The sequence below is a fragment of the Roseobacter sp. YIN89 genome (genome assembly GCF_057219365.1).
In genome coordinates, this window is the sequence record NZ_JBXVVD010000002.1 from 1212496 (window position 1) to 1231399 (window position 18904).

An 18904-nucleotide genomic window follows, 5' to 3' on the forward strand; every position below is an offset into this window, starting at 1 on the left:
GATGGATACTCGCCCGACGCCGGGAAGGACAGCGCGATTTTGCACATAGCGCTGTTCTACTATGCAAGTGCCGCACCGTTGTTTGTCGCAAACGGGCTCGACACGCCCTGCAACACTGTTACTGACAGGCAATGACCTCTCGGCCACAAAACAACGCAAGCCTCGGCATATTGTTCATTCTGGCGGGTATTTTCGCCATTTCGATCAATGATATGCTGATCAAACGCTTGTCGGGCGACTACCCTCTGCACGAAATCGTATTTTTTCGCGCGGCCACGGCTTTGGTCTTTACAATGGTGATGGTCCGGTTCGAAGGCGGGCTAGCCGTTTTGCGCACGAGGCAACCTTTACTGCACGCTGTGCGAGGCTTGCTCATCGTAATTGCGAACATGGCTTTCTTTGCAGCACTCGCTTCTCTGCCACTGGCTGACGCTACGGCACTTTTCTTTGCGGCGCCGCTTTTCATCACTGTACTGTCCATCCCGTTGCTTGGTGAAAAGGTCGGGGCGATGCGTATTACGGCTGTTCTTGTGGGATTTGTCGGCGTGGTTATCATGCAGCGCCCATGGGCGGATGCCGCCGCTCTGGATACACCGCGCATTGTTCTTTTGCTCCCTGTTCTGGCCGCTCTGACCTATGCGCTGAACCAACTCATGACACGGCGCCTTGGGATCGAAAGCAAGGCATCAGCGTTGTCGGTTTACGTGCACTTGAGTTTTCTGGTGGTTTCGCTCGGTTTTTTCCTGATCGCGGGCGACGGCCGCTTTGCGCAAAACACCACTAATGAGGCGGCCCAGTTTTTGCTGCGCGCATGGATCTGGCCGCCTGCCGCGGATACATGGGTCATGCTGGGCATGGGGGCCAACGCCGCGGTGGTCGGATACTGCCTGAGCCAAGCCTACCGCATGGCCGACGCAGCGACTGTTGCCCCGTTCGAATACGTCGGGCTACCCTTGGCAGTTTTCTGGGGCTGGCTCATTTTCGCTGAATTCCCCGTTTGGGAAGTCTGGGCCGGTATCGCCCTCATTCTCGGCGCCAGTCTCTTTGTCTTTTTGCGAGAGCGCCAGAAATCAACGGTCATAGCCCGCGCCCCTGTCAGGCGTCGCTAAGCTGTTGTCCTTATCCACGCTGGTCGAGATACATCCGGACAGCACTTTGAACATGGCGAAACCGGTCCCCGCCCAAGTGCTTTCCACCGAACCATCGTGTAACCACGACTATTTCATCCCGAATGTTTTCGCGTTCAAGCATGCGTACGATGACCATACCGGCGCCAGATTCACCGTCATCGTTCTTGAGCGGGCCCTCCTCCAGTATGACGGCCCAGCTATTGTGCGTTGCTTTTGCAAACTTCTTGCGCCGTGTCAGGGCTTTGACAAAGTCTCTCGCGTCTTGAGCCGACTGGCAGCGACCGCCGGACACGGCGTATTTGGATCCCCGATCGCTGATAATATTTTCAAGAACTTGCAAACCAGTCGATCAGTCGATGCGCACCACGACCTTTCCGGTCGCTTTCCGTGTACGCAACAGATCCAGCGCTTCATTTGCCTGCTCGAGCAACAAGACATTGCTGACGTGAGGTGTGATCTTTCCCTTGACGTACCAGTCAGTCAGCACCTTAAAACTGTCGGTGAGCACTTTCGGATTAACGCGGGTGTATCCTCCCCAATAAAATCCAATCACTGTCAGATTTTTGACCAGTAGGTGATTTGCAGGGATTTGCGGCACTTCTCCGGACGCAAAGCCAAGCGGTATGAGACGCGCTTCTGGGCGACACGCGCGCAGCGCTGCTTTGAACTGGTCGCCACCAATCGGATCGTAAACTACATCCGCGCCGCCCAACCCCTTCACGATATCCCGAATATCATCGGTGTCCGAGTTGATCAGATGATCTGCGCCTGCTGCTTTGGCGACCTGAAGTTTTTCCTCGCCGCGGGCAACGGCAACAACTTCCGCCCCCATCAACTTGCCAAGTTCAACGGCAGTCAATCCGACGCCACCCGATGCGCCAAGCACAAGCAAACGCTCGCCCGGTTTCAAGTGGGCTTTGTAATCCAGTGCAACATGGCTTGTGCCATAGGCAATCAGGAACGCCGCAGCATGCTCGTCAGTCATCTTATCCGGAACTGGAACGCATACATCTGCAGGAATAGCGGCATAGTCCGCCAGCGCGTCGAACCCGCAGTACGCTGCAACGCGTTGGCCGGTTTGCAAAGAAGTTACACCTTCTCCAACTTCGGTTACTGTGCCGCAAAGTTCCATGCCCAATGTAAAAGGCACTTGGGGGCGCTCTTGATAGGTTCCCTTGATGATCAGCAAGTCGCCAAAGTTGAGGCCGCAGGTGTGCACCTTGACCACCACCTGCCCGGGCGCGGCATCGGGCTTGGGAATATCCTGTAGGGAAAGCGGCTGTCCCAGTTCGGTAACCTGCATTGCGCGCATGTGGGCCTCCTCATGCAATACGATCCTGTGGCTGCAGGTTGACCAGAGCCTTGCCGGTTTTACAAGTCCGCCACCGCGCATATCCCGTAACGTCGTCCGGCCACGCGAAAGCTTTCACATCATGACCGGAAAACACATGCGATCACGCGCAATCTTCCAACACAAGGTCCGAGGCTTTTTCGCCAATCATTATCGCAGGCGCATTGGTGTTGCCTGAGACGATCTCCGGCATGATGGAACAGTCGGCCACGCGCAGGCCCTGCACGCCATGTACCCGCAGCCTCTCATCAACAACGGCGTCGGGCCCCTGCCCCATCTTGCAGGTTCCTGTCGGATGGTAGATTGATGCGGTGTTGTTACGCGCCCAGTCCAGTGTCGCGTCATAATCGTCCGTGTCCAGTGACGCGTTGGGGCGGAATTCCTCCGAGATCTTGCTGGTCAGAGGCGCATGTCGTGCAATATTGCGCGCGATATTTACGCCGGCAACAACCGTGCGGCAGTCGGTTTCGGTCGACAGGTAATTCGGAATAATCTTCGGATAGGTGCGGGGCTGGTCCGATGCGAGACGGATTTCCCCCTTACTCTCAGGGCGCAGCTGGCACACCGACATAGTAAAGGCCGAAAACTTGTCAGCGCCCTTACCCGGATTTTCGGCCGACAACGGCTGGACGTGAAACTGTATGTCCGGTGTCTCAAGATCTTCGCGGGTTTTGAGAAACCCGGTGGCAAGGCTGGCCGCCATGGTCATTGGTCCGGCCCGGAACATCAAGTATTTCAAACCGATCTTGGCCTGACCTACTAAGGTCGACACCTCATCGTTAAGCGTGGGTTCATTACATTTATATACAAGGCGCGCCTGCAAATGGTCCTGAAGGTTCTTGCCGACACCCTTCAGGTTTTGGCGCACTTCAATCCCGTGTTCGGACAGTTGCTCTGCCTCGCCAATACCGGAAAGCATAAGCAGCTGTGGCGAGTTGATCGCCCCACCTGACAAGATGACTTCCTTGCGCGCTTTGATCGATTGTGGATGTCCGGACCGGTCAAGGTACGTAACCCCTGTTGCCCGTGTGCCATCCATCTCAATCTTTTGAGCAAGCGCATGCGTAATAATCTGAAGGTTTGGCCGCTTCTTTACCGGGTTGAGGAAAGCCACGGCAGAACTGCACCGGCGCCCGTTGCGTGCGGTCAGTTGGAAAAATCCAACGCCTTCTTGGTCCGCTCCGTTGTAATCAGGGTTGAATTTGTAACCCGCTGCTTGCGCCGCCGCTACCCACGCGTCGGTGATGGGTCTTTGGATACGCATGTTTGAAACGGAAAGCTCGCCACTATCTCCATGATACTGGTCAGCTCCGCGTTCATTTTTTTCTGCGCGCTTGAACAGGGGCAAAACATCGTCCCATCCCCAGCCCTTGTTACCCATTTGCTGCCAGCGATCGTAGTCTTCAGCCTGGCCCCTGACATAAAGCAAGCCGTTCAACGAAGATGACCCGCCCAGCACCTTGCCACGCGGCCATTCGATCGAACGCCCGTTCAGACCGGGATCAGGCTCAGTTTTGTAGCACCAATCTACTGAAGGGTTGTGGATCGTTTTAAAATAGCCGACCGGAATGTGTATCCACGGGTTGATATCACGGCCGCCTGCTTCCAGCAGAATGACCTTGTGTTCAGGATTTGCACTCAGCCTGTTGGCGAGAACGCACCCCGCAGACCCCGCCCCGACAATCACAAAATCTGCTTCCACAAACAGCCCCTCCATGTAGAATAAAAAAACTCTATGCAAAAACCAATAACCATACTAGAGTTTTTTGGGACAAAATGTCTCAATAATCGACGTTCAGGGAGGAACGCATGAAAGTACAAAACAATATCAAAGGCATATCACGCCGCGATTTGTTCAAAATTGCGGGGCGCTACGGGCTTAGCTCGACACTTTTGGCGGCCGGTACGTTTGGCGGCGCAATGAGTGTTGCGAATCTGGCAAAAGCAGCTGAATCGACCTATGAAAAGCGCTTTGCCAAGGAACCCAAGTTCACGCTGAAATTCGGTGCAGCGGGCTTTAACCCAACAAACTTGCTGATCGAACGCGCCGGTGTTTTAGAGTTTGCACGCGATCTGGAAAGCCGCACAGACGGCGAGATTCGCGTTGAATTTATTGGTAATAACCAGATTTGTAACCAGCTGAGCTGCGTTGAGAAGACACAGCAGGGCATCGTTGATATGTACGCGGCTTCCACGCAGAACTCTGCCGGTGGTGCGCCGTATCTCAATGTTCTGGACTATGCGTACATGTTCCGCTCGCGTGCGGACCAGTACTACTTCATGTACAGCCCAGAATCGCAGCGCATTCTGCGCGAACCATTCGAAAAGCGTCACGGTCTGAAGTTCCTGTTCACACACGCAGAGCTTCGCGGCATCCAGCTTGGTCTGGCATGGCAAGACAAAGAAACGGTCACAAGCATCGAGCAATTGTTCGGTACAAAGAATCGTGTGACGGGTACACAGCTTGGCCGGATCGCTATGAACGCGCTGAACCTGAACCCTGTGCCAATCGCTTGGGAAGAAACGCTGGACGGTCTGAAGCAAGGTCTCATCGATGGCGCCGAGACATGGGCATCGGCTGTGGCCTACGCCAACATGTCGCCGGTGGTCAGCCAGTGTGTTGACCTGCGCTTCTTCTGCGGAACCGAGCACACAGCGATGTCAGCCTCTGTCTTTGACAGCCTTGGCGGTGACCTGCAGGACGCCGTTATGGAAGCCGCATACCTCACACAGGTGCACGTGCAGGCGGCAAACGAAGCCGCACTCGTCAACACTGTTGGTTTCTCCGACCCGCAGCTTCCGGGCACAATCTTTGCCGAGAACAATGTCCGCATGGCGACCTTGTCCGACGCAGAGCGCAGGAAAGCCGAGGAAATGTGCTCGCCAGAGTTCCAACCGCAACTGTGGGAGCAGTGGCGCGAGCGGATCAACGGCTGGGCCGGTGGCATCGACACCTATCAGGACATCTACAACGAAGTCCGCAACAACCCACACACACTGGCCGAAAACGTCGAGCCACGTCGTTGGTGGAAAGCATAAGCTCCGCTTACCGTTACCAAAATGCCGGTCCCCTTTCCGGGGGCCGGTCCTTTTGTCCGCAGCATTAACGAAAATGAATGCAGGCGTGCGCAAGCGCGCCTTTGGCAGATTATGAATGCAGGCGCGGATCAAACCTTTGGGAGGGACAGGGTTTGTCAGTTTTTTCAGAAATGGGCACGATACTCTCGGCTGTTGCATCGCAAGACAGCTTTGAGATTTCGGCTGCTCTGCGCTCGAGTGCCAAGTGGTATCTTGGTATTATAGTCTTGGTGGCGGGCGGTCTTATTGTCGCCACCATATATCGCACGGTGCCCTTCGTCGAAAGACACCTGGAGCGCACCATTATGGTGTACAGCTACCTTGCGATCGCCTTCATCATCTTCTGGGGCGTAATCGACCGGTTTATTTTCAGCAACCAGCAGCCGTGGTCGACGACGATCCCACCGTTCCTTTTCATGGTGATGGCGTGGTATGGCGCCTCATACAATATTCGTCTGCGCACACACCTGAGTTTTTCAGAATTCCGGACCAAGATGCCGCCAACTGGGCAAATGGCCTGCCTGTTTCTGGATTTCCTGCTGTGGTTCGGCTTCGCGCTGATCCTCTTTGTGACGACATGCAGCCTGACAGCCAACTCAGCCGCAAACTTCCAGATCGTTCTGGGCACGGACAATACCATGCAATGGTGGTTCCTGATTACCGCTCCGATCGCAGCGGTATTGATGGCAGGCCGCGCATTTCAGAACCTTTTCGAGGACCTGCGCCGCTATCGTAATGGCGACAAGCTTATCGAACAGGCTGTTATCGGGGGAGATACATAATGACTGACGGTTCTCTGATAACGCTGATCTCATTGGCGGTCACCTTCCTGTTTATGATGGGTGTGCCCGTTTTCCTTGTCATCGCCTATTGGGTCATTGGCTGTTCTTTCGTGTTGGGGCTGACGCTCGACAACATGGGCTCAGAACTGATGAACGTCTTCAACAAAGGCTTTGCGCTTTTGGCGATGCCGCTCTTTATTCTGACGGGAGATTTGATCAACAAGTCGGGTATCGCCCGAAGGCTATCGAACTTTGCCTATGCCTGTCTGGGCTGGCTCAGGGGAGGCCTGGCCATGGCGAGCCTTGGTGCGTGCGGGCTTTTTGCCGCGATCTCTGGTTCGAACTCAGCGACGACTGCAACGATCGGTTCGATGCTGCATCCAGAAATGGTCAAAGGCGGATATGACGAACGCTTCTCGGCCGCAACAGCGGCGGCTGGCGGCACCGTGGGTATCATCATTCCGCCCTCGATTATCTTCATCGTCTACGGCTTCTTGATGAACCTGCCGATCTCGGACCTGTTCGTGGCCGGCATCATCCCCGGAGCCTTGATGGTATTTGCCATGCAGTTTGCCTGCTGGATAATCTGCCGCGCAAACGGCTGGGGCTACCTGATCCCGCTGCAAATCGCACGGATCATGAAAACCGCGCTGGGTGCATGGCTGGGCTTTTTCGCAATCGGGCTTGTACTCTGGGGCATCTACACGGGTAAGTTTTCACCAACCGAAGCCGCGGGCGTGACCGTAGGTTTCTGTGTGATTGCCGGACTTCTCAGCTGGGCTTTGAGCCACCTGTTCCACATCTCGGATGACAAGGACTGGCAGGAAAAAGGCTGGGCTGAAATGCTTTTGGTGGATGGTTTCACCATTCTCGAAATCCCAAGCATTGTCGTGCGTTCGGCGCAGATCACCGGCATCCTTGCACCGCTGATCGCAATCTCGGTTGTGATGCAGCAAATCCTGTCGCTTCTGGGTGCGCAACAGGTGATCGGTGATTTCGTGATCTCGATGGGGGGCTACTATGCTGTCCTTGCCACTGCGATGCTGATCGTTTTCGTGTCGGGTATGGTGCTTGAATCGCTGCCGGTTACGATCATTCTGGCGCCCATTCTGGCACCGATTGCGGCCAGTGTCGGCGTTGATCCTATCCACTTCTCGGTCATCTTCCTCGTCGGCGCGTCCATCGGGTTCATCACGCCACCCTACGGCCTGAACCTTTACGTCGCGTCCGGTGTGACAGGGGTGCCTTACTTCCGGCTTCTGCGTTACTCTACAATGTACTTGCTGGCTCTTATGGCCACTTGGATCTTTGTGGCGTTGACACCCGAAATGGCGCTAATGCTGCTGCCTGACCGGTAAAGAGGAATAACCATGCCTGACGACCTTTCTTCAGCAAAACAGGGGCAAATCCCGACCAACCTTCGTCTATTGGTCTTGTTGGAGGAGGTCGCCAAGGCGGGTGTCCCGGTAACGCCTTCGGCGATAAAGGATCAACTGAACCTTCCCAAACCCACGCTTCACCGGCTTTTTCATACAGCCGAAGAGGCAGGGTATCTTCAAAGAGATATCGATGGCCGGTCTTATAGCCCCGGCCCTCGTCTCCGCCGCCTCGCGGTTAACACTGTTTCTTCGCAAAGAGTGCGCATGGTGCGCCTGACAATCCTCAGCCGTGTTGCTGAAGAGATCGGCGAAACCTGCAACATCGCGACGCCCGACCGTGACGGCATGACATACCTTGACCGCGTAGAGACACACTGGCCCCTTCGTATTCAATTGCCCGTTGGCTCGCAGGTACCGTTTCATTGCACTGCGAGTGGCAAGATGTATCTGTCTTCGTTGCGCAATTCCTACCTTGACCGGTTCCTGAATAGCGTCACCCTTGGCCGCCACGCACCGGGCACAATAACCGACCAGACCGCGCTGCGCACAGAACTCGAAACGACCAGAAAGCGCGGATACTCGACGGACAATGAAGAATTCATGGAAGGCATGGCGGCTGTGGCAGTTCCAATCATGGACCCGCAAGGGCGCCTTGTCTCTACCCTCTCAGTACACGCTCCGCTGCAACGACTTGGTCTGAACGCTTTGATAGACCACGTCGAGGTACTGCAAGTCGCGGCGAATGAACTGTCGGAACTGATCAACGCCTGACATTAAGCAATCAGACAAAATCAACCTGCTTGAAGAACGGCATTTCGCGCAACCGCACACCGGTAGCCGCAAAAACCGCGTTGGCCAGCGCAGGCGCTGCAGGAGGTACCGGCGGCTCGCCGATACCGCGCAAAACAGGGTTTGCTTCGCGCCAGCTAACATCAATTTTTGGCGTCTGGTAAAGCCTAAGCCCTTCAGCATCATGATAATTGGACTGGTCCGCGCGGCCATTTGCATAGGTCAGCTCGGAGTTAATCGCATGGCCTAGTCCCCAAATAATGCCACCTTGGATTTGCGCCTCGAAATTGGACGGGTCAATCACGCGCCCCGCGTCTGCCGAGGCCCAAACATGATCTAGTCGAATACCCTTTGGCGTTGCTGTAACCTCCACAACCTCAGCCACCGGAACACCAAAACTCTCGACCAGCGCGACCCCTCTGCCCTTGCCCGGCGCAAGCGGCTCTCCCGCCCAATTGGACATTTCTGCCACCTGCTCCAGCACATTTCGCGCAACGTCCCACGTGCAAAGACGCAGTCGCTCTTGCACAGGATCGGCACCCGCCTCGAATATCAACTCATCAAGGAAACTTTCCAAATAGAAACCAGCAGCAGAAGCACCAACCGACCGCCAGCTTGAAACTGGCGCCAGACCGTCAACACGAAATGCACGAACTTGAAAACTGTCAATCTGATAAGGCGCATTCCACGCACCTGCCGCGATTTGCAGGTCAGGCCCGGGCGCAGGTGTGCCAAGCCGCGATGTCTGTGAAACAATGACCGGAGGCGACGCAATATCGAGCGCAAGTGCGGTGACATGGCCTTCTGAAACGGCACCGCTACACCGGGCGACGCCGATATGCCGGGGATAATCCCAAGCGAAATCTTCTTCTCTACGAAGCGTCAGTTTGACGGGAACGCCGGGCATTTGCTGCGCCACCTCGACGGCCTGAACCATCACGCCAAGCTCAAGTCGGTGGCCAAAACTCCCACCTGATGTCTGATTGTGAAAAGTCACTGCGTCTGTCGCCACGCCGGCGACTTTCGCCAGCGTTTGCTGGGCTATGCGCGGAAGCTGAGACGCCGCCCAAACCTCGACACCGGTTTCACTGAACAAAGCTGTTGCATTGAGCGGCTCCAGCGGCTGGTGTGCCAGGTAGGGCGCACGGTAGGTCGCCTGCGTGGGACGCGGCGCAGCCGCATCACCATCCTGACGCCAGACCTTGTCGAGCGCATCTTCGGTAAAAGACTGGTCAAGCAACGCCCAATGCTCGCTTTGTTCTGCTGGATACTCAGCCGGGCCCCAAGTGACATCAATAAGGTCCGCCGCCTGCATCGCAGCCCACGTTGTGTCTGCGACCACCGCAAAACCATCGCGTACGCGCATGACTTTTTGAACACCATCGACCAACTGCGCCGCCGCGGTGTCAAATTGCACTGGTGCAGCGCGGGTGGGGCTCAGCCTGAGCGCAGCGTGCACCATCCCGTCCAGGCGCATGTCAATGCCATACGTCTGACGGCCCGTCGACTTTGCCGTCAAATCGCTGCGTGCCCTGTCCGTTCCGATCAGCCGCCACGCCTCGGGGGGGCGCAGTGCAACGTCGCTCACAGGCTCAAGGCTTGCCGCTGTGGCAGCGAGGGCCTGGTAGGGTATCCGGGTCCCATCTGGCAATACAACTGCACCAGCGTTGGTGGACAAATCCGAGGTGGCAATGCCTGTCTCTTGCGAGGCTGCCAGCTTCAGCGTTTCCCGCGCCGTTGCGCCAGCAGCGCGCAGCTTGTCAAAACTATCGGGGACCGAGGTGGAGCCGCCTGTTCCCTGCAACCCGATAATCTTCATCACCCCTGCAACGCCGGTGCGTGCAGCGGTTGCGACGGCGCCGCGATCTCGGCTGCTGAAGGGCACACCCTCTTCGGCCATCGCCGTATTGTAATAAGCCTTCGCGGGTGGACCATACGCAGTCTCGAACTGTCCGAACTCAAGATCGAGCTCCTCCGCCAGCAAAAGCGCCTGCATGTGCACCGCCCCCTGCCCGACATCGATATGCGGTGTAATCAACGTGATTTTGTCAGCGGTAATCTTGACCCACGGGTTAAAGCTTGCCCCGCCTGACGGCAACGAGGCGGTAAGAGGATTGTCCGGTGTCCGCACCACGAGGTAAGCGCCAAAGGCAACGCCACCGGCAACTGCCGCCGATCCAATCAGAAAACTGCGTCGCAAAATTTTGCGTGCAGATGTCATAGGCAACACTTTCAGCTTGGGATAACTGGATCAAACCTCGTAGCCCGGCAACTGGTCAAGCGCAGATTTCAGCGCATCTCCCCAACCAGCCGAGATCTGCTGGTAAATTTCATCATCCGCCTCGATACGCACCTGCCATTCATCGGAAAAGCTGTCACTTTCGTAGACGTGACAATCAAAAGGCAGCCCTACTGAAAGATTGGACTTTGTCGTGCTGTCAAACGACACGAGCAGCAGCTTCAGCGCCTCGTCAAACCCCATATCTGCGTCATAGCCACGTACCAGGATAGGCTTGCCGTATTTGGTCTCACCGATCTGAAAAAACGGCGTATCTTCGGTTATTTCGATAAAGTTTCCCTGCGGGTAAACCAGAAAAATCGTAGGTTTGCCGCCCTTTATCTGACCTCCGACAATCACAGATGCACTGAACTGGTCGTTGGATGTGGGCCCATTGGGGCTGGAATAAGCGATGACTTCTTTCAGCGTGGCCCCGACCAGACGCGCCACCTGAAACATCGAAGGTTGACTCAAAATACCCGGGTCACGATCACCTACCGGCTCGGAGCGTTCTTCCAGCAAGCTGACCATAGCCTGCGTCGTCGCGAGATTTCCCGCGGTCATCAGCGTGATCGAGCGTTCTCCTGCGATAGTCCAGTTAAAGAGTTTTCGGCTGGTCGAAAAATTGTCAACACCCGCGTTGGTGCGGGTGTCGGACATGAATACAAGGCCGGTACTCAAGCGCATGCCAACGCAATAGGTCATCTTTGTCCATCTGGAAGGTGTATAATCAGATCAGATTTACTGCTGCACTTGCAAAGATACAATCATCGATTCATCACCGCTGCCCGCACGCAGGCCCGAAATCGGTGCGGCATCCCGCGCATCCCGACCAATGGCAAGGCGGGCGTAACGCTCATCCGGGCACACCCCGTTTGAAACGTCAAACCCGACCCACCCGAGCCCATCAAGATGCACCTCGGCCCAAGCGTGGCTTGCATCCTGATCAATACGATCATTCATCATCAGGTAGCCGCTTACATACCGCGCAGGGTAGCCAGCCTTTCGCGCGGCCGCGACAAAGATGTTGGCGTGATCCTGACAAACGGCGCGGCCGATCTCCAGCGCGCCTTCCGCGGATGTCTCTGCCTTCGTATGCCCGAATTCATAAGGAGCCGCTTTCAGGATCGCCGTACTCAGGGCATGACACTGCGCGATGTCATCTCCGGAAGCTGTAAGAATTTGCGCAAGTTCGCAGACGCGGTTGCCCGCTTGGGTAAGCTGTGTCGCTTGCATGAAATGCCACAGTGGCGCGCGCCCGTATACATGGCCCAGAACTCCGGCAAGGTCATGGGTATCTACCGCACCCCGAGCAGTTATCGTCAGGCTTTGCGTACCCGGTGTCGCACTTACCAGATCTACCTGGTTTCCATAGTGATCGCGGTAGCGCGTTTCGATTTGGCCACCGTCAATTTCCAATTCGCAAGCATCCACAGTTTGCAGCTTGTTTGTATCCGGCCGCAGCCGGATCCGCTGCAATGCAAAGATCACCGGCGCCTCATAGTCGTACTGCGTTGTATGTTTGATCGAAAGTCTCATCTAGCGGATAAACCTGTATTCTTCTTCGATCAGCGCACCAATTTGCGCTGTCTGGGAAATATTTGCTTCCAGAAACTCGTGGAGACCTTCATCAAAGATTGAGTCGATCGTCTTGCTCTTGATCTTTTGGTGGAGCGCCTTGGCCTTGTTCAGGCTTTCACCAGCTCCGCCGTAGTCTTCTGCCAAATAGGTCAGGTTTTCAACGATCTGCCCTGCGCAAAAGGCTAAAGAGCGGGGCAATCGACGGTCAAGAATGAGAAACTCGGCGATGTTGGGCGCGTTGTACCCACCTTCGACCGCCCACCGAAACGAAGAGTGCGCGGAGACTGACCGAAGGATTGTCTCCCACTGTACGTTATCAAGTCTGCTGCCTACAAAGGACGTAGCGGGCAAGAGAGCGTAATACTTAACGTCGATGATCCGCGCTGTACTATCCATCCGTTCAATGAATGTGCCAAGGCGGCAAAAGTCGTAAATGTCGTTCCGCAGCATCGTGCCGTGTAAAGCACCACGAACCAACGCGGACTGTCGACGTATCGCATCGAGTACTTCAGGCAGGTCTGTTTCTGGTATCGGTTCGCGCAGCAGTTTTGTGAAAAGCATCCATGTCTCGTTGACGGCCGACCAAACTTCGGTCGTCAACGCGGTTCTGGTGAGCCGTGCATTATCCCGGGCAGTTTTGATAATCGACAGTACCGAATTTGGATTTTCCGGATCACGGAGCAGGAAGTCCGTGACATGGGCGCTGTTATAAATACTGTACTTGGCTTGATAGGCATTCTGAGCAGCCGAGGTCACGATGACCGACTTCCACTCAGAAGCCGGATCAGAGGACCGTGTCAGCGCAATTCGAAACCCCGCCTCAATGAGCCGCGCTGTGTTTTCGGCTCTTTCAAGATATCGGAACATCCAATAGAGACCGCCGGCTGTTTTTCCTAGCATGTCAGCTCTCCAACACCCAAGTGTCCTTCGTGCCCCCACCCTGACTGGAGTTGACCACAAGACTTCCGTCGGTCAGCGCTACCCGCGTCAGACCGCCCGGCACGATGTTTATCTCATCGGGGGACACCAACGCGAACGGGCGCAAATCAACGTGCCGGGGCGCGAGCCCGGCCTCTGTCAAGATCGGCACGGTGGACAGCGACAAGGTAGGCTGCGCGATGTAATTCGCGGGATTGGCTTTTAGCTTTTCGGCAAAGTCAGCAAGCTCTTTCTTGTTCGCGGCCGGACCCACCAGCATACCGTACCCGCCAGAGCCATGAACTTCTTTGACAACCAGATCAGCCAAATTGTCCAAAACATACTTGAGCGTATCGGGCTTTGCACACCGGTGCGTCTCCACATTTTTCAAAATAGCTTTCTCGCCGGTGTAAAACTCCACGATGTCGGGCACATAGCTGTAAATTGCCTTGTCGTCTGCGACCCCCGTACCAGGCGCGTTTGTGATCGTGATATAGCCCGCGCGGTAGACGTCCATGATCCCCGGAACGCCGAGGATTGACGTCGGATTGAATGTCAGAGGGTCCAAAAATGCATCATCGACGCGGCGATAGATCACATCAATCACCTTGTAGCCGCGCGTGGTTCGCATAGCGATATGGCCGTCAATCACCTGAAGGTCATGCCCTTCGACAAGTTCGACGCCCATCTGGTCTGCCAGAAAGCTGTGCTCGTAATAGGCAGAGTTGTGAATGCCGGGGGTCAGCACGACAACACAGGGTCGCCCATTGCAACCGGGCGGCGCCGAGGCTTCCAGCGATCGGCGCAGGTTTTTTGGGTAATCACTGACCCTTTGCACTTTGATCTTGGAAAACAACTCGGGAAACATTTGCAACATCGTTTCGCGATTTTCGAGCATGTAGCTGACGCCTGATGGGGTCCGTGCATTGTCTTCCAGTACAAAGAAATCGTCTTCACCGGTGCGCACGATGTCTGTACCAACAATGTGGGTGTATACGTTTCCAGCAGGGCTGAAATCCATCATTTCGGGGAGAAAAGCTTCGTTGTTTGCAACCAGATCGATGGGTACGACACCCGCGCGCAGGATCTCCTGCCGGTTATAGATATCGTGCAGAAAAGCATTGATCGCGCGGACACGTTGCTCAATCCCACGTGAAAGCTTTGACCACTCAGAGTTGGACAAAATGCGCGGAACCAGATCAAAGGGGATCAAACGCTCCTCGGCATCGTCTTGCCCATAAACGTTGAAGGTAATACCCGTTCTGCGAAAGAATGCTTCGGCTTCTTGCGCCTTTCTGGATAGTCGTTCGACTTGCTGCTCTTCGAACCACGCCTGATAGGACGCATATGGCGTACGCACGCTATCGCCGACTGACATTTCGCTGAAATGGTTTGCTTTTTTCGACATACCTCAAGCGTAACGCTGCTTAACGTCAGTGCAAGCAAGTTTACCAAAACACCTATTGGCAACGAAAAGCCGGGCCTTCGCGGCCTGAGCCTGCCTAAATGTTAACCGTTTCCTGGCACCGCAGAATCGGTCATCGGTAAAGTGCTATTGACCTTACTGTCACATCGGCCACGAACTCACGGCCAACGGCAAGCACTCCGATCCTTCGCAGCCCGGACAGATCCAGAGGCACTTCAGTCCGGTGTGGCATAAAGTGTGCAAAGGGCAGCTGAGTGGTCTGCCAACTCTTCGTGGTATTAAAATCCAACGTGTAGGACTGCCAAGGACGGGTCAGCTTTTCAGTTCGTAGGCGTACTTCGTAGCTTTCTCCGTTACCGCACACCTCCATCTGCAACCCTTTCCAGGTGGAAACATCTATGGCGCCCCCATCGGGCTGCAGATCAAACGCCATCTGCACAAAACCGCCATTGTTATCCAGCGACACCTGCCCTGTCAGTCGGGCACCCTTTTGATGCTGACGCGACACCTCGCCTTCAGACACGCCACCCATGACATGATCAGAAACAAATTCCCATTCCGGCTCCAATCGCTGCAGATCGAACTCTTCGGACATCGCTTGCACTCCCATGCAAATGCTACGTACGCCAGTCACCGATTGAATGCCGCACCTCTTACTTAGCCGGTGCACATAAACTGGCATGGCGCGTAGCCAAGTCAGTCATCGCGCAATGATTCAACAATGTTGGAAAACAGCCCAACGAGGAAGGCCGTTGAAAGGCCGAATGACAGTATCCCGTTGACCGATGCCATCGCTCCGAAAATTCGAAAGTCTTTTGCCAATGTGACGTCACCGTAGCCAACCGTCGTATATGTAACCAGCGAGAAATAAATCGGCTCTTCATACCCGGGCAAGGCGCCCAGCAACCAGATCATTAGCGCCCAGAGATAGATGTGGACAGTGTGCGCGAACAGCATCGGAAAGAACACGATCGCGGAGAAATTGAAAGCTTGCCGCACGGTCGCTTGTTGTCTGAACGCTGCGAATTGGCGCAAACGGCGCACAATCCATCCGATCACACCGATCTGAAAAAGGGTGCATCCGATCATAATGATGCTGCCCAGCGATATTTGAGTCAGAACCATCACCTCAAGCTACAGCGCCCCGTTCCTCGACTCCCTCACGCCGCGCGTCCCGAATGAACAACAGGCGATATACAGGAGGCACAAATATCAGCGTGAGCGGGGACGCAAGCACCAAGCCGCCAATCATCAAGGCAGCCATCGGTTCAAAAAGGGCACCGCCCGCAATGGCCATGGGTAACAGCCCCAGAACCGTCGTCAGCGATGTCAGCATCACCGGTGTCACCCGCTTTTTACTCGCGGCAACTATCGCATCATCCAGCGATTGCGTTTTGCGCTCGATATCGATCTGGTCGATCAGAACAATCGCGTTGTTGATGATGATCCCCATCAAGGAAATGAGCCCAAGAATACCAAAAAACGACAGCGGCATGCCTGCCATCGCCAATGCAAGCGGCGCTCCGGCAAGGATCAGCGGAATGGTCATAAAAGTAAGCAAAACCCGCCGGAACGAATTGAACTGGAACACAAGTGCAGCAATCATGACAATCAACGCATAAGGCATGCCCGCTGCCAACTTTTCATTCGCCTCCGCTGCGTTTGCAGATTCCCCTTCGATCTCGATTTCGTAGTCCGGCCCCAGATCAAGGCCAGCCAGCGTTGGCGCCAGCAGCTTTTCCACTTCCGAAGCCGCGATCGTTTCACTTTTCCCAGAGATGATGATCTGTCGCACCTGATTTTCCCGCCGCAACTGCGAAAGTTCCAGACGCGGATCAAACACCGCTACCTGATCAAGCGAAATCAGACCATTGGCTGTTGGGATCGACAAGTTCATCAAATCTTCGAGGCTATCGCGGTAGTAGTCTTCGGCCCGCACCACAATCGGAATACTGTCCGACCCGTCGCGGAACGTGGATACGGTTGCACCAGAGAAATAGGCCGCCATAACATTCGATATATCCTCGGACGTGGTACCGAGCTCGCGTGCTTTTTCCTGCAGGACGTTCATGGTGATCTTGAGCGTTTTGTTGCCCCAGTCGTTCTCGTTCAGAATGATTCCCGGCACCTCGGCAAATGCCTCTTCAACCCTTTTTGCCGCTGTCAGCATTACGTCTGCATCTGGCCCTCTGATTTCGATTTCGACAATCCCGGATTCAGCGCCGCCCATGGACAACCGAGTGACACGCGCCCGCGCAGCCGGATGTTGCTCGTACAAATATCGCCGCGCGCGTTCAGAGGCCGCAACTGCTTCTTCGAAGTCGTTGGTATTCACCACGATGAAAGATGAAGATGGATCAGTATCCGCCGGCTCCAGCGCCAGATAAAAGCGTGGCCCGCCGTGCCCGATAAATGCGGTGGTATTTGCTACTTCGGGATTGATCTCTTGGTTGTGCAGCCACTCGATAAAACGCAAGGTCTCTTCCCGCGTGGCAGAGATTGCGGTGCCTTTGGGCATGTTCAGGTAAACAAGGTATTCCGCTCTTTCACTTAGCGGAAACTGCTCGCTTTTCAGCGAGCCGAATACAGTGCTGCCCAAGAAGACAATCCCGTAGCACAGCACAATAATCGGAATGCCAAAACGCAACGTCTTTCGAATAAGCATACCGTAAACCGCAACAAGTCTGTTTTCCCCCTCTCGTGCTTCTTTTGGCTTCAACGTGCGGGCAGCAAGAAATGGCAAAATATAATGGGCTGTGAGCCACGACCCCAGCAACATGATCGCAACCACCGCCCCAAGAGAGAAGGCAAATTCCCCCGACGTTCCGTCCAAAATGAGCATCGGAATAAAAGCGGAAACTGTCGTAATTGATGCGACAGCAAGAGGCACGAAAAACTGCCCCCCCGCTTCAATCGCCGCCTGTTCAGGTTTCGTGCCCTTAAGGATGCGTGCCTCGATATCCTCGACGACGACCAGCCCGTTATCTACCAAGAGCCCCAGCGAAATAATCACGGCTGCAATCGATATCTGTTCTATGTCAATGCTAAACTGCGACATTCCCATAAGCGCGAAGGTCACAGTGAACGGAACAATGCATGCCACGATAAGTGCCGGACGAAACCCGAGGAACACCAGCATCACGAGCAACACGACTACAAACGTCTGGGCAACATTTGACAGAGCGTTGTTGATCGCCATGGTGACATTTGTTTCTTGAAACGTTGAAATATTGAAGCTGATACCAATCGGCTGCCTCTGCTCAAGCAGCGGTATCGCGACCTTCAGATCATGGCCAATCTTTTGGATATCACGATCATCCGACATCTCGACGCTGACCAAAACAGCCGGTGCGCCATTGAAAAACACCGGGTTTTGCATCGGGTCCACGAAACCGCGCCGCACAGTCATCAGGTCGCGCAGCCGTATCAGGTTGTTGCTGCCCTCAAGCTGCGTTAGCACGTTTTCCAATTCTTCGACGGTCTCAAGATCGCCATTTGCTTCAAGAACGATGTTGGTTCCGGATGCGTCTATTTCGCCGGCGGGCAAAATAACGTTTTGAGCGCGCAAATCTGCAAGAACCGTGCTGATCTGCACCCCAACGCTGGCAAGGCGCCTGTTATCGATCTCCAGCCAGATCCGTTCTTCCTGATCGCCAGACAAGGTAACTTTTGTGATGCCCTCGACCTGATACAACCCCTGCTGCAAGTCCTCCGCCGCGTCATAAATCTCGGCGTAGTTGTACCCCTCACCGGTCACGGCGATCGTTGCCACGGCAACATCGCCATAGTCTGTGTTTATAAATGGTCCGAGCGATCCTTCTGGCAGTTCGCCGACCGAGTCTTCCATCTTTGTACGCAGATCCTGAAATGCGACCTCAAGGTCGTCTGCGTCAATCTCTTCGAACATCTCAACCGTGAGCTTGACCTGACCTACCGTAACCAGTGACGAGATGTCCTCCACTTGGGTCAATTCGCGTGCGGCACGCTCCAATGGCGTTGCCAGTAACTCTTCGACGCGCTCCGGTTCCATTCCCGGGAATTGTGCAATCACAACAGCACTACGGATAGTAATGGCCGGGTTTTCTCGCTTTGGCAGAGTGATGTACGTCATCAAGCCGACCAGCATAACACCGATCATCGCCAATATTGTCAGGCGGGAACGCTCGATCCCGAAACGCGTCAAACCTTCCAC

General features: G+C 55.0%; 16 protein-coding genes. 5 read left to right on the forward strand and 11 right to left on the reverse strand.

The window, feature by feature from the left end; translation table 11 throughout:
- Positions 1-131: 131 nt before the first annotated feature.
- The gene (locus AC2D8V_RS12255; protein ID WP_484733808.1) at positions 132-1109 is read left to right on the forward strand and encodes a DMT family transporter; all 978 of its coding nucleotides are present in this window, start codon (positions 132-134) and stop codon (positions 1107-1109) included.
- A gap of 10 nt (positions 1110-1119) precedes the next feature.
- Here the strand turns inward: AC2D8V_RS12255 and AC2D8V_RS12260 are convergent, their stop codons facing one another.
- The 3 genes from AC2D8V_RS12260 to AC2D8V_RS12270 form a co-directional block, all read right to left on the reverse strand.
- Positions 1120-1470 (reverse strand): YigZ family protein, encoded by a 351-nt coding sequence (locus AC2D8V_RS12260; protein WP_484733809.1) that lies wholly within the window; start codon positions 1468-1470, stop codon positions 1120-1122.
- Positions 1471-1479: 9 nt separating this feature from the next.
- Complete coding sequence (locus tag AC2D8V_RS12265; RefSeq protein ID WP_484733810.1) at positions 1480-2442, reverse strand: NADPH:quinone oxidoreductase family protein; 963 nt, start codon at positions 2440-2442, stop codon at positions 1480-1482.
- A 142-nt stretch (positions 2443-2584) separates the two neighbouring features.
- Positions 2585-4198 (reverse strand): GMC family oxidoreductase, encoded by a 1614-nt coding sequence (locus AC2D8V_RS12270; protein WP_484733811.1) that lies wholly within the window; start codon positions 4196-4198, stop codon positions 2585-2587.
- Positions 4199-4290: 92 nt separating this feature from the next.
- On the opposite strand from AC2D8V_RS12270, the gene AC2D8V_RS12275 reads away from it, so the two are divergent.
- From AC2D8V_RS12275 to AC2D8V_RS12290, 4 genes are all read left to right on the forward strand, one after another.
- Positions 4291-5520: a TRAP transporter substrate-binding protein gene (locus AC2D8V_RS12275; RefSeq protein ID WP_484733812.1), complete on the forward strand. Its 1230-nt coding sequence runs from the start codon at positions 4291-4293 to the stop codon at positions 5518-5520.
- Positions 5521-5672: 152 nt separating this feature from the next.
- Positions 5673-6341: a TRAP transporter small permease gene (locus AC2D8V_RS12280; protein WP_484733813.1), complete on the forward strand. Its 669-nt coding sequence runs from the start codon at positions 5673-5675 to the stop codon at positions 6339-6341.
- Positions 6341-7699, forward strand: a complete 1359-nt coding sequence (locus AC2D8V_RS12285; protein WP_484733814.1) for a TRAP transporter large permease — start codon at positions 6341-6343, stop codon at positions 7697-7699. Before AC2D8V_RS12280 ends, AC2D8V_RS12285 begins: the two co-directional genes overlap by 1 nt.
- A gap of 12 nt (positions 7700-7711) precedes the next feature.
- Positions 7712-8491 (forward strand): IclR family transcriptional regulator, encoded by a 780-nt coding sequence (locus tag AC2D8V_RS12290; protein ID WP_484733815.1) that lies wholly within the window; start codon positions 7712-7714, stop codon positions 8489-8491.
- A 10-nt stretch (positions 8492-8501) separates the two neighbouring features.
- Here AC2D8V_RS12290 and AC2D8V_RS12295 read toward each other — a convergent pair whose 3' ends face one another.
- The 8 genes from AC2D8V_RS12295 to AC2D8V_RS12330 all read right to left on the reverse strand — a co-directional run bounded on the left by AC2D8V_RS12295 (position 8502) and on the right by AC2D8V_RS12330 (position 18904).
- Positions 8502-10730, reverse strand: a complete 2229-nt coding sequence (locus AC2D8V_RS12295) for a xanthine dehydrogenase family protein molybdopterin-binding subunit (RefSeq protein WP_484733816.1) — start codon at positions 10728-10730, stop codon at positions 8502-8504.
- Between the two features lie 30 nt (positions 10731-10760).
- Positions 10761-11492, reverse strand: coding sequence for a proteasome-type protease (locus AC2D8V_RS12300; RefSeq protein ID WP_484733817.1), 732 nt, complete (start codon positions 11490-11492; stop codon positions 10761-10763).
- A gap of 36 nt (positions 11493-11528) precedes the next feature.
- Complete coding sequence (locus AC2D8V_RS12305; protein ID WP_484733818.1) at positions 11529-12326, reverse strand: transglutaminase family protein; 798 nt, start codon at positions 12324-12326, stop codon at positions 11529-11531.
- Positions 12327-13268, reverse strand: a complete 942-nt coding sequence (locus AC2D8V_RS12310; protein ID WP_484733819.1) for an alpha-E domain-containing protein — start codon at positions 13266-13268, stop codon at positions 12327-12329. It lies immediately after the preceding gene.
- Position 13269: 1 nt separating this feature from the next.
- Positions 13270-14694, reverse strand: a complete 1425-nt coding sequence (locus AC2D8V_RS12315; RefSeq protein WP_484733820.1) for a circularly permuted type 2 ATP-grasp protein — start codon at positions 14692-14694, stop codon at positions 13270-13272.
- A gap of 130 nt (positions 14695-14824) precedes the next feature.
- The gene (locus tag AC2D8V_RS12320) at positions 14825-15346 is read right to left on the reverse strand and encodes a CIA30 family protein (protein WP_484733821.1); all 522 of its coding nucleotides are present in this window, start codon (positions 15344-15346) and stop codon (positions 14825-14827) included.
- A gap of 62 nt (positions 15347-15408) precedes the next feature.
- Positions 15409-15837 (reverse strand): ion channel, encoded by a 429-nt coding sequence (locus AC2D8V_RS12325; RefSeq protein ID WP_484733822.1) that lies wholly within the window; start codon positions 15835-15837, stop codon positions 15409-15411.
- 4 nt (positions 15838-15841) lie between these two features.
- Positions 15842-18904, reverse strand: coding sequence for an efflux RND transporter permease subunit (locus tag AC2D8V_RS12330; RefSeq protein ID WP_484733823.1), 3063 nt, complete (start codon positions 18902-18904; stop codon positions 15842-15844).